Source organism: Rivibacter subsaxonicus (assembly GCF_004217215.1).
GTDB lineage: Bacteria > Pseudomonadota > Gammaproteobacteria > Burkholderiales > Burkholderiaceae_C > Rivibacter > Rivibacter subsaxonicus.
Window position 1 is genome coordinate 50,990 of the sequence record NZ_SHKP01000011.1, and the last position, 12,038, is coordinate 63,027.

Annotated in this window: 10 protein-coding genes; 6 read left to right on the forward strand and 4 right to left on the reverse strand. The window is 70.1% G+C overall.

Annotation, left to right across the window (positions count from 1 at the left end; genetic code table 11):
* Positions 1-21 precede the first annotated feature (21 nt).
* Complete coding sequence (locus EV670_RS18530) at positions 22-1,305, reverse strand: lipopolysaccharide biosynthesis protein (protein ID WP_130434953.1); 1,284 nt, start codon at positions 1,303-1,305, stop codon at positions 22-24.
* A 143-nt stretch (positions 1,306-1,448) separates the two neighbouring features.
* Positions 1,449-2,180: a DUF1223 domain-containing protein gene (locus tag EV670_RS18535; protein WP_130434955.1), complete on the reverse strand. Its 732-nt coding sequence runs from the start codon at positions 2,178-2,180 to the stop codon at positions 1,449-1,451.
* A 126-nt stretch (positions 2,181-2,306) separates the two neighbouring features.
* Here EV670_RS18535 and EV670_RS18540 point away from each other — a divergent pair, with 126 nt between their 5' ends.
* Positions 2,307-4,694 carry a Tex family protein gene (locus tag EV670_RS18540; protein WP_130434957.1) on the forward strand — a complete coding sequence of 796 codons (2,388 nt, stop codon included), beginning with the start codon at positions 2,307-2,309 and terminating at the stop codon, positions 4,692-4,694.
* Between the two features lie 21 nt (positions 4,695-4,715).
* Here EV670_RS18540 and mdoH read toward each other — a convergent pair whose 3' ends face one another.
* Positions 4,716-7,046: a glucans biosynthesis glucosyltransferase MdoH gene (gene mdoH / locus EV670_RS18545; protein WP_242617050.1), complete on the reverse strand. Its 2,331-nt coding sequence runs from the start codon at positions 7,044-7,046 to the stop codon at positions 4,716-4,718.
* Entirely contained in the window at positions 7,019-8,593 is a 1,575-nt protein-coding gene (locus EV670_RS18550; protein WP_242617051.1) for a glucan biosynthesis protein G, read from the reverse strand. The genes mdoH and EV670_RS18550 overlap by 28 nt, the downstream gene beginning before the upstream one ends.
* 160 nt (positions 8,594-8,753) lie before the next feature.
* On the opposite strand from EV670_RS18550, the gene EV670_RS18555 reads away from it, so the two are divergent.
* The 5 genes from EV670_RS18555 to EV670_RS18575 all read left to right on the forward strand — a co-directional run bounded on the left by EV670_RS18555 (position 8,754) and on the right by EV670_RS18575 (position 11,708).
* A complete protein-coding gene (locus EV670_RS18555; protein ID WP_130434961.1) occupies positions 8,754-9,848 on the forward strand; it encodes a patatin-like phospholipase family protein in 1,095 nt (364 codons plus the stop codon).
* Positions 9,849-9,899: 51 nt separating this feature from the next.
* A complete protein-coding gene (locus EV670_RS18560; protein ID WP_130434963.1) occupies positions 9,900-10,304 on the forward strand; it encodes a hypothetical protein in 405 nt (134 codons plus the stop codon).
* A complete protein-coding gene (locus tag EV670_RS18565; protein ID WP_423213596.1) occupies positions 10,301-10,570 on the forward strand; it encodes a DUF1653 domain-containing protein in 270 nt (89 codons plus the stop codon). Before EV670_RS18560 ends, EV670_RS18565 begins: the two co-directional genes overlap by 4 nt.
* 210 nt (positions 10,571-10,780) lie before the next feature.
* Positions 10,781-11,104, forward strand: coding sequence for a hypothetical protein (locus EV670_RS18570; protein ID WP_130434965.1), 324 nt, complete (start codon positions 10,781-10,783; stop codon positions 11,102-11,104).
* Between the two features lie 94 nt (positions 11,105-11,198).
* Positions 11,199-11,708 carry a hypothetical protein gene (locus tag EV670_RS18575; RefSeq protein WP_130434967.1) on the forward strand — a complete coding sequence of 170 codons (510 nt, stop codon included), beginning with the start codon at positions 11,199-11,201 and terminating at the stop codon, positions 11,706-11,708.
* Positions 11,709-12,038: the final 330 nt, after the last annotated feature.

Genomic DNA, 12,038 nt, shown 5'->3' on the forward strand with positions numbered 1-12,038 from the left:
CGGCCCGCTGACGGGGCCGCCTCAGTCGCCGCGCGGGGCGGCGGCCTGAAGCTCCAGCACCTCGCGTCGCGCCAGCCACGCGAACACGCCGTACAGTGAGCCCATCGACAGCAGGTAGGCCCAGGCGGCGCCTGCGGCCCCATGGTTCGGCACCAGCAACAGCAGTAGCACCAGTTGCAGCGCGGCGGCGCCGGCCACGATCGAGTAGGTCGCCAGTTTGCGGCGGCGGTACTTGAGGTAGGTCGGCGCCATCGCGAACAGCAGGCTGAAGGCGGCCGCCACCGAAAGCAACCGCAGCGGAGCCACGCCGTCCGCGACGAACTCGGGCCGCACGAAGGCCAGCAGAGGTTCGGAGAACAGGAACGCCACCAGCAGCATCAGGACCATCAAGGGCGCCAGCCAGCGCAGCCGCAGCCGGCGCTGCTCGAGCACGCCGTCGTAGTCGCCGCGCTCGAGCAGCACCGCCAAGCGCCGCGCATAGATGCGATTGGTCGCGGTGACGAGCACCACGACCAGGCTCACGGTGCCGGCCGCCGCGGCATAGGCACCGACCGCCGCCGGCGAGGGCTGCAGCGCGACCAGCGCGACGATGGGGGCCTGCGCCAGCACCGCCATCGAGATGCGGTAGATCCAGAACGGCCGCGCCTCCCTGATCCACAGCCGCGGCGCGGCCCGCGGCACGGCGCGCCAGATCTGCGGCGGGGCGATGCGGCGCAAGGCCAGCGCCATCAGCACCAGCGCCAGCGACCACGCCACGCCCCAGGCCGCGATCGCCACCACCCCGCTCGGCTCGGGAAACAGCGGCAGCAGTAGCGCGACCATGGCCAGCACCAGGCCCGGCACCGCGACGCGAAAGATCGCCGCCGCGCGCAACTCGCCACCGGCCGCGCTCAGGATCTCGAGCGCGCAATGGGTCAACGCGCCGGCCGGCAGCGCGAGGCAGCTGAAGACGATGGCCCAGCGCCTGGCGTTCGAGCCGTCGCTGAAGCCCAGCGCCCAGATCGCAACGAGCAGTGCCGTCAGCACGCTGGCCAGCAGCACCTGCGCGAGCGCAAAGCGCAGGTAGCCGCGCGCCGCGCCCCAGTCGCCGCGCTCGAGCATGGCCGGCAGCACCCGCAACGCGTACTTCTCGATGCCGCGCGGCGCCAGCGTGACCATCAGGATGAAGGCCGACGCAGCCGCCACGTAGGCTTCGAAGCCGTCGACCCCGAGCCGCCTGGCCAGCAGCACCTGCAGCAGGTAGGCGATGACCTGGCCGCCGGCGGCGATCAGCGCGAGCGTGGCGGCGCGGCGGGCAATCTGCATCTGCGCCGGATCATGCCGTCGAATCCCGCACCGGCGAAGCGCCGGCTTCAGCGCCGATCGAGGGCTGGCAGGCGTTCGCGCACAAGCTCGATCACGCGTCGGCCATGGTCGCGCAGCGAGTCAGGGTCGACAGCGATCCTGCGCTATCGGGGCGTGGCTGAGCTGCAGGCCAGCGCCACGGCCTGCAACGGCCGCGAGCCCTCGGTCACCACGAACACCGCCCGCTGCGCCGGCTTCAGCGTGCCGGGCTCGAGCGCCACGCGCAGCGTCTGCCCCTGCGCCGCCGGCCACGCCGGCACCGGCTTGTAGAAGCGCACCACATGGTCGTGGCGCAGCGTGCGGCCGGCGTTCTCGCCGGCGCGGACCCGGGTCTCGATGCCGTCCTCCAGCACCGCCCAGTAGCCGGCGAGCGGCTGGCTGCCGCTGGCCGCGTCGACGGTGGCGGTCAGCGTGTCGCCCTCGCGCGCCAGCAGCAAGCCCGGCGCGTTCGCGGTGCGCGGCGCCGGCACGTTGGCGCCACCCCAGCCGCGCCAGTCGGCGCCGCCCAGCACCACCTGCGGCGTGTAGACGCCGTCGCGGCCGTGCATCCGTGCCAGCTCGCGCTGGCGCTGGGTGGTGGCGGGCGTCGCGAAACGGTCGGTCCAGCCGATGTAGTCCCAGTAGTTCACATGAAAGGCCAGCGCGATCACCTCGGGCCGGCCCTTGAGGGTGTTGAGCCAGGCCTCGGCCGGCGGACAGGAACTGCAGCCCTCGGAGGTGTAGAGCTCGACCACCGCCGGCGGCGTGGCGGCGGAGCGGGCCTCGCAGCGGGTGGCGGCGTGGGCGCCGGCGGTGCCCAGCAGCGCGGTCGCGATCATGAGCGTTCGGGTGTTCATCAGTCTTGGTCGGGACGGTTCGTCGATCCTGACACCCCTTGCCACAAATGCAGCGTCGGCGGCTGCTTTTCGCTGTGGCAGACTCGCGCGCTCCCCGGTCGATCCCGCAGTTTTTCGAGAGAAGTTTTGGACAAGATCCTGTTGCAGATTGCCGCCGAACTCAAGGTCCGGCCGGCGCAAGTGAACACCGCGGTCGAGTTGCTGGATGGCGGCGCCACGGTGCCCTTCATCGCCCGCTACCGCAAGGAGGCCACCGACGGCCTCGACGACATTCAGTTGCGCGAGCTCGAAAGCCGGCTCGGCTACCTGCGCGAGCTCGAGGAGCGTCGCGCCGCGGTGCTCAAGAGCATCGACGAGCAGGGCAAGCTGACGCCCGCGCTGCGCTCCGCGATCGAGGCCGCGCCGACCAAGCAGGAACTGGAAGACCTCTACCTGCCCTACAAGCCGCGCCGTCGCACCAAGGGCATGATCGCCCGCGAGGCCGGTATCGAGCCGCTCGCCGACCGGCTCTTTGCCGATCCCACGCTCGACCCGGCCGTCGAGGCCGCGGCCTTCGTCGCGGCCTACGAGGGCGGTGCCGCCAAGCTGGCCGAGGCCGGCTTCGCCGATGCCTTTGCCGTGCTCGACGGCGTGCGCGACCTGCTCAGCGAGCGCTGGGCCGAGGACGCGGCACTCGTGGGCAAGCTGCGCGAGTGGTTGTGGGAGGAGGGCCTGTTCCGCTCCAAGCTGATGGACGGCAAGGACCCGGACCACGCCGACCACAGCAAATTCCGCGACTACTTCGACTACGACGAGCCGATCCGCACCGTGCCCTCGCACCGCGCGCTGGCGGTGTTTCGCGGCCGCACGCTCGAGATCCTCGATGCCAAGCTGGCGCTCGATGAAGAACCGGTGGTGGGCCAGCCTGGCCTGGCCGAAGGCCGCATCGCGCGCCACCTGGGCTGGAGCCACGCCAACCGCCCCGGCGATGCGCTGATCCGCAAGACCGTGGGCTGGACCTGGAAGGTAAAGCTCAGCCTGAGCCTGGAGCGCGACCTGTTCTCGCGCCTGCGCGAAAGCGCCGAGGCGACCGCGATCAAGGTCTTCGCCGAGAACCTGCGCGACCTGCTGCTCGCAGCACCCGCCGGCCCTCGCGTGGTGATGGGGCTGGACCCCGGCATCCGCACCGGCTGCAAGGTCGCGGTGGTCAGCAGCACCGGCAAGGTGCTCGACACGACCACGGTCTACCCGCTCGAACCGCGCAAGGATTGGGAAGGTTCGCTCCACACGCTGGGCCGGCTGTGCGCGACCCATGGCGTCAACCTGATCGCGATCGGCAACGGCACCGGCAGCCGCGAGACCGACAAGCTGGCCGCCGACCTGATCAAGAAGATCCAGCAGCTCGCACCTGGAACCCAGATCGAGAAGGTGGTCGTCAGCGAGGCCGGCGCCTCGGTCTACTCGGCCTCGGAGTTCGCAAGCAAGGAACTGCCCGATCTGGACGTGAGCCTGCGCGGCGCGGTCAGCATCGCGCGCCGGCTGCAGGACCCGCTGGCCGAGCTGGTCAAGATCGAGCCCAAGAGCATCGGCGTCGGCCAGTACCAGCACGACGTCAACCAGAGCGAGCTGGCGCGCTCGCTGGAGTCGGTGGTCGAGGACTGCGTCAACAAGGTCGGCGTCGATCTCAACACGGCCTCGGTCGCGCTGCTCGGCCAGGTCTCGGGCCTGAGCCCGGCCGTGGCGGCCAGCATCGTGCGCTGGCGCGACGCGCAAGGCGCGTTCAGGAACCGTCAGCAACTGCTCGAAGTGACCGGCCTCGGCCCCAAGACCTTCGAGCAGGCCGCGGGCTTCCTGCGCATTCGCGGCGGCGACAACCCGCTCGACATGAGCGGCGTGCACCCCGAGACCTACCCGCTGGTGCAGAAGATCATCAAGGCGGTCGACCGCCCGATCACGGAGCTGGTCGGCAATGCTGACGTGATCCGCAAGCTGCGGCCCGAGGCCTTTGCCGACGAGAAGTTCGGTGCGATCACCGTCAAGGACCTGTTCACCGAACTCGAAAAGCCGGGCCGCGACCCGCGCCCCGACTTCAAGGTCGCGCGCTTCAACGACGGCGTTGAGGACATCAAGGACCTGCAGCCCGACATGGTGCTCGAGGGCACGGTCAGCAACGTGGCCCAGTTCGGCGCCTTCGTCGACCTCGGCGTGCACCAGGACGGCCTGGTCCACGTGAGCCAACTGGCCAACAAGTTCGTTACCGACGCGCGCGAGATCGTCAAGACCGGCGACATCGTCAAGGTCAAGGTGCTCGAGGTCGACCTCGCACGCGGCCGCATCTCGCTGACGATGAAGCTCGACAGCAGCGCGCCGCGCGCGGGTGCCACGGGCGACAACCGCTTCCGCGCCGCCGGGCGCGACGAGCGCAGCCGTGGTGGTGGTGGTGGCGGCGGCGGTGGCGGTGGTCAGCGCGCGCCGCAGCAGCCCGCGGGTGCTAGCGCGATGGCGGCGGCCTTCGCCAAGCTGCGGCGCGACTGAAACGCGCCGCGCGGCCGATCCTCAGATCGGTGAATCGCTGGTGCCGCGCGGCGGTGCCAGCCACTGCGCCTGCTGCCGCGTTGCGCGCTGGCTGCTGGCGGCCACGCGCTGCAGACGCGGCTTCTCGCGTGGCAGCACGCGGGCCTCGGCCTGCGGGCTCGTTGCCAGCATCACGATGCGCTGGGTCTCCAGGACGTGTGCCGAGAGTTCGGCGTGGCCCATGCCGCGCGGGGCCGCACTGATGAAGAGGCCGGCCAGCGCCAGGCTCGCCAGGCTCAGGCCGCGCTGCCAGGCGAGCGGGCGCGCCGCGGCCACCGGTGCCTTGCCGCCGGCCAGCGGTGCAAGGGCGTCGACTGCCGCCAGTTCGCGCGCGTAGCGTCCGGCGCGCCGCAGCACCAACGGCGGTTGCGCCTCCTCCGGCACCAGCAGCCAGCCGCGATCGCGCAGAACGCGGCCGATGGAGGCGCGGCTCGTCATGACCGCGAGCGGCACGGCCAGCAACAGGGGCAGCGCCAGCGGCGCCACGCGCCAGGCGTCGCTCGGCTCGCCGGCCAGCCCCCAGGCCAGACCTGCCGCCACGAGCGCGCCGACCAGGCCGAAGCGCGACGCCGCCTCGCGCCAGCCGACGTCGGCGGCGGTGCGCGAGGGCGAGATCCACTGCAGCTTCAGGCCGGTCAGCGCACTCAGCACGAAACTCGAATGAGCCAGCATCCGCACCGGCGCCTGCAGCGCCGACAGCAGCGCCTCGGCCAGCGCGCTGCCGACCAGCTTGATTCCACCGCCGTAGCCGGACTGCTCGCCGCGCTGGAGCACCAGCGCCACGCCGAGCACGCGCGGCAGCAGGAGCATCGCCAGCGTCAGCCCCCACAGCGCGAGCGTGGCCCAGGGCAGCGCAGCGGCGTCGAGGGCGACGGCAGTGGACGATCCGGCTAGCCACGGCACCGCGCCGAGCAGCACGAAGGCCAGCCACAGCGGCGAGGCGGCGTACGACAGCGCGCCGGTCACGAACATCGCGCGGTGCACGCCGGCAAGGCCCGGCTCGGCCACCAGGCGCGCGTTCTGCAGGTTGCCCTGGCACCAGCGGCGATCGCGTTGCAACTCGTCGATCAGGTGCGGCGGCTGCTGCTCGTAGCTGCCCTCGAGCGCGGGCACCAGCCAGACCTCGAAGCCGGCGCGACGCATCAGCGCGGCCTCGACGAAATCGTGCGAGAGGATCTCGCCGCCGAGACCACCGTTGCCCGGCAGCCGCGCCAGCGCGCAGTGCCGCATGAAGGGCGCCACGCGCAGCATCGCGTTGTGGCCCCAGTAGTGCGACTCGCCGAGTTGCCACCAGCTGAGCCCGGCGCTGAACAGGCGCCCGGTCACCCGACCGGCAAAGGCCTGCGCGCGAGCATGCAGCGTATCCAGGCCACCGCCGCGCGGCAGCGTCTGCAGGATGCCGACGCGCGGCTGCGATTCCATCAGCCGGAGCATCGCGACCAGCGTCTCGCCGCTCATCACGCTATCGGCGTCGAGCACCACCATGTAGCGGTAGGCGCGGCCCCAGCGGCGGCAGAAGTCCATCACGTTGCCGGCCTTGCGCTTGGTGCGGCGCTGGCGCCAGCGGTAGTGCAGGCGGCCGGCGATGCCGTCGTCGTCGCTGCCCAGCGTCTCGCGCAGTGCCAGCCAGGCGGCGAGCTCGGCCGCGCGCAACTCGGGCCGGCTGGTGTCGGAGAGGATGAAGACCTCGAAGTGCCGGGCCTGGCCGCTGGCACGCAGCGACTCGATCGTCGCGCGCAGCCCGCTGGCCCAGGTCGCGACGTCCTCGTTGCAGATCGGCATGAGGATCGCGGTGCGGGCGCCGGCGTCGATGGCCGCGCCGGCATCGAGCGCGTCGTCCGCCGCCAGCGCATGAACGTCGCCGCGCCGCAGTGCGCGGTAGCCCATCAGCGCGGTCACGCAGCCGGCGGCGATCCAGGCGAAGAGCAGCGCGAACAGGCCGACCTGCAGCCAAGCCAGCAGGCCGGCCTCGCTCGCCATGCCGCCCAGCCACAGCACGCTGGTTGCCAGCGCCGCGCTGCCGACGACCAGCGCCAGCAGCGCGCGCCGCCGCCGCCTGGCGGTCGCGGCCCAGGGCGCTGCCAGCGGCTGCACCGTGTCGCGGCCGAGCAGCAGCGCGAGCAGGGTGATCGCCAGCCCCGGCCAGAAGCCGCGCCACGGCCGCGGCGTCATCGCACCACGCAGGAGCGGCGGCGCGCTGCGGGCACGCTCGCGGTGCGCCGGCCGGTGCCGCAGGTCGGCGGCCTGCGGCTCGCGCGCTGCGTCGGTGACGACGGCCTCGAGGCTCATTGCGGGGGTACTGCGTAGGTCCATGTTTCGCTCAGTACTTCGGTTCCATGGCGCAGGAAGGCTCGCAGCTCCACCGGTCGTGTCGCGTCGTGCCTTTGCAGCTTGATCGTCATGCGCCGGTCCGTGCCCTGCGGCAGGCGGCTGACGGTGCTGAACAGGATCCGGGCGTTGTCGCCGCCACTGACGACCGGCTCCGGTTCGGCATCGGGCTTCAGCGCAGCAAGCGCCGGGCCAGTGAAGTCCACGTTGAACTGCAGCTCGCCGGGGCGCGGTGTCTCGTGGCTGCGCCCGGCGCGCGATTGCGTGACCCAGGCGCCCGGCGGACGCTGTTGCGCGTCGCCCTGCCAGCGCAGCGTGTAGGCCAGCGCGAGCGGCTCGCCGGGTGCCGGCAGTGCCGCCGGCACCCAGTAGGCGACGACGTTGTCGTTGGTCTCGTCGGGTGTGTGGAACTGCAGCAGCTCGATACGACCGGCGCCCCAGTCGCCCCTGGGCACGACCCACGCGCCCGGCCGTCGCTCGTAGCCGGCCTCCGGGTCCTGGTAGCTGGCGAAGGCGCGGTCGCGTTGCATCAGGCCATAGCCGCGCACGCCGCGCGGCATCGCGAAGCTGGTGACGAAGGCGCCGCCCGGGTTGACCAGCGGCCGCCACAGCCATTCGCCGTCGCCGCCCTCGATCTGCAGGCCGTCGGAGTCGTGCACCTCGGGCCGGAAGTCGCCGAGCGCCTGCAGCGGCCCGGGCTGGTTCTCGCCGCCCATGAACATGCTGGTCAGCGGCGCCAGGCCGAGCGTGGCGATCGGCGTGGCGACGCCAGTGCGCGCGTACACGCGCGCCTCGACGTCCATCTCGGTCGCCGTGCCCGGCCGCAGCTTGATGCGATAGGCGCCGGTCACGCGCGGTCCCTCAAGCAGCGCGTAGATCGCGAGCTCGCGCGCGTCGCGCGCCGGCCGCTCGACCCAGAAGGCGGTGAAGGCCGGGAACTCCTCGCCAGCCGCGCCGCCGACCGTGTCGACCGCGATGCCACGCGCCGACAGGCCGTAGTGCTGGCCGGCGCCGATCGCGCGCAGGTAGCTGGCGCCGAGGAACACCGCGAGCTCGTCCTTGTAGGCCGGGTCGTTGAGCGGGTAGTGCACCCGAAAGCCGGCGACTTCGGCATTGCCGGCCGCGCCGTTGATCGCGGCGGCGGCGCGGCCGTAGCTGAAGGCGCTGCGCGGCAGCGCGAGGGGGCGCACCTCGCCGTCGACGATCTCGTGCAGCCGGGGCGTCAGCGTGTTGCCGCGCCCGGCATGGAAGAACTGCAGCTCGAAGGGCAGGCCCTCGGCGCGCCACAGCGAGGCGGCCGGCTTGAAGCGGATGTCGCGGTAGTCGTCGTAGCTCAGCGCGGCCAAGCGGGCGTTGCCCACGGCGCGCGGCGGCTGCCACGGTTGCGCCGCCAGACGCCGGGCCTCCTGCGTCAAGGTGTCGAGGTCAAAGGCGGCAGGGAGTGCGGCAAGGCAGAGCGCGGGGGTGGCGAGCAGCGCGGCGACCAAGCATCGCAGCAGCAGCGGGTACGGCAGAAGAGGCTGGGTGAGCACAGCAAGAGAGCGTTGTTGTTGTCGAGTGGGAAGCATGCCGGGGGCCGCGCCAGAAACGTGATGTTTGGCACGTATCGATAGCTAACAACATGCAACAGACGTGCCGATCTGTTCGGCGCCCGGTGCGTCGTCCTACAAGGGCGCGGCTAGCATCGGAGGAATGACCGATTTCTCTTCAACCAACGCCCTGCGCATCCACGCCGGCCCCGCGGCGCGCCGTCACATCGAACGCGAGGGCCTGCGCCCGCAGGACGTGCGCGTCATCGCCGCCGCCGCTGGTGGGCCCAAGGGCCTGGTGCTGGGCGGCATCGACCGCTTCCTGTTCGGCCGCTGGCTGCCGCAGAGCGAGCAGCCGGTGCACTTGGTGGGCGCCTCGATCGGCGCCTGGCGCATGGCGACCGGCGCGATGGAGGACCCGGTTGCCAACTTCCGCAAGCTGGCCCAGGGCTACATCCACCAGAGCTACGAGGTCGAGCCGGGCAAGAGCTTCCCGACCGCGACCCAGATCAGCAAGGACTTCGACGCCACGCTGCGCGCCTTCTTCGAGGGCGCGGTCGAGGGCATCCTCGCGCACCCGCGCTATCGGCTGCACATCGTGACCTCGCGCGGCCGCCACATCCTGGGCCGCGAAGGGCGGCTGCGCACGCCGGCCGGCTACCTGGGCGCGGTGCTGAGCAACGCGGTGAGCCGCAAGACGTTGGGTGCCTGGCTCGAGCGCGTGGTCTTCTCGCGCGATGCCGAAGCGCCGCCGCTCGACCTGGCCGACCTGCGCCACCGCGTGGTGCGGCTCACAGATGAAAACTTTCGGCAGGCGCTGCTCGCGAGTTGCTCGATCCCCTTCGTGCTGAAGGCGGTGCACGACATCCCCGGCGCGCCGCCCGGCGCCTACTGGGACGGCGGCATCACCGACTACCACCTGCACTGGAACTACGCCTCGATGGGCGAGGGGCTGGTGCTGTATCCGCACTTTCAAAAACAGGTGGTGCCGGGCTGGCTCGACAAGGCGCTCAAGCACCGCCACCACGCCACGCCCGCGCTCGACAACGTGGTGGTGCTCGCGCCCGACCCGGCCTGGGTGGCGCGCGCGCTGCCCAACGCCAAGCTGCCCGACCGCACCGACTTCAAGCGCTACGGCACCGACACCGCGGCCCGCGTGCGCGACTGGAGCCGGGCGGTGGCCGAGAGCGAGCGCCTGGCCGAGGAGTTCGCGGCCTGGTGCGAGCGGCCGGATGCAGCGCGGCTGCATCCGCTGTAGCGCGGGCATGGCTAGGCCGTCGACGATCGCGGATCGAGGTGGAGGCGACAGATGCAGATCGACCTGGTGGACGCAATGGCGGTGGGCCGCGCGCATGCGGACCAGACGCACAAGTTCTGGGGCTACTTTCAGGTGGTGACCGCGGCGGCGCTGGCGCTGGCCTGGTCTTCACATGGCCCGCCCGAGCAGATTCGCTGGGGCCTCGCGCTCGGCTATGCCGGCTTCGCCTTCTTCAACTGGCGACTCGTGCGCGACTCGCAGGCGGCCAGCTTCGCCACGTGGTCCGCCATCACGAACTACTGCAAGACGCATCCGGCCCAGATCACCCCCGAGTTCAGCAACCTGCCGACGCTCAACCGTCCGATGCGGCCATGGATCGTCGCGCTGGGCCATGCCCTGCTGAGCCTGCTCGCCCTGGCCGCCCTGGTGGCGGCCGCCCAAGTGACCAGATCATGATGAACGAAACCTTGCCGCCATTGCCGACGCTGCCCATCGGGCGTTACCGCCACTACAAGGGCGGCCGCTACGAAGTAATCGGCGTGGCGCGCCACAGCGAGACGCACGAGGCGCTGGTGGTCTATCGGCCGCTGTATGGCGAGGGCGCGCTGTGGGTGAGGCCGTTCGGGATGTTCGTCGGGACGGTGGTGATCGACGGGGTGGAGCGGCGGCGATTTGCGCCTGAGGCTGTCGGCGAGGGCAGCAGCGCCGAGCGCCCGGTTTGAGCGCCGCGTTGGCGCCTCAGCGCGACGTCCGGCGCTGCCGGTTTTCACCGATTTTTTGGGGCACGGCGAACTTGCAGAATCGCTGCCAAGCGGTTGCCGGGCCTGGACTTTCGTGTGCGCTGGCGGCCGATGTTATGCAGCAGTCGCAATGTTATGCAGCAGCGGGCTGCGCCCGATAACACGTTAGGCTCATTTCGCAGCGGTCGTTACATGCCAAGCCTAGTCTTCTGGATCTTGCCATTTGCTTTGCTGTTGCCAATCGTCGGGCTTCATCTGGTGCGCGAGCGCTTGGTTTTTCGACTGCAAACTCAACGCGATCCCGCAGCTCAGCACCTTTCCGACTGGTCTTTTAGCGCTGGACTCCCTGGATATGCGAACCCCATCAAGCGCGAGTATGTTTGGGGCATCGAATCCAAAGCGCTGCTGCGCAATGCAGAAACCAAGCAGCTTGTGGTCGTCGCTCGTTTGCTTACGGTCATCTTTTGGGTCGCATTTGCTTCAACCGCCGTGGCGCTGTGTCTTGAGCTTGCGTGAGGGTGGGGCCTCAGCTTTCTCTGGCACGATGCGCCTAACCCGTCGTTCCAGGCGACGGCCTATGGCCGCGCCTGAACTCCAACGTTAGATCTCCATGCAAAGCGCTCTCGCGTTCATTGCTCTTGTGGGCTTTGGGCTATCTCTTCTGGTGCACGCATGCGCGTTGATGGGTGTCGACGTTTCAGCAAACGTGCCATATGTGTGGAGTCTCCATGTGGGCCTCTTCGTTGTCTTCATCCCGTTCGTCTTGATGAGCCGCCGCACGCTGGGTGCCAAGCCGCGGCTTGTTGATATTCGATCCGTGATGCCGACTTGGGCGTTCGTTCTCGGCCTCGTGCTCACGGCATACGTTCCTTTGAACTTCTTGCTGACACTTGCCATATCTGAAGGTGGTCAGCCGTCCATTCGCGAAGGCAAGTTCGTATTGCAGATTCACGGTCACGTAATTCGCGAGCTCACGTCGGCCGAGTACGCCATCCACCAAGCAAACGTCATGCGTGCCCTTTCTGGGCACTGGCTGGTGTTCTACTACGTGCCCTTCGCCTACTTTATGTTCAGGGAAGGATCGAACTCCCCTAGCGAGCGGTCGACCCGCACAAGATGAAAAGTCGAACTCCGCTTCGCATGGCGCTCTTTGGGCTTGCGCTCGCTTTCGTCCTTTGCGCACCGCTCATGTTCGTCGCCGGCACGGGTAACCCGTGGTTTGCGGCAGCGGTCCTGATTAGCCTCGCGGTCGTTGTCCTCGCGCCCGCGGTTCTTGCGCGAGACGTGGTGCTCGAGCGAGCTTGGTCGCGCATCTCGTGGCTCAGCCGCGGCTAGGTGCGTGATGCCATTGGCAACCTTGTATCTTCCCGAAGACCGCAGTTGAGTTGTGAACTGCGGAGGTTTCGCGGTCGGTGCGCCAAACCCGATAGGCCTATGAGTTTGCAGCTCG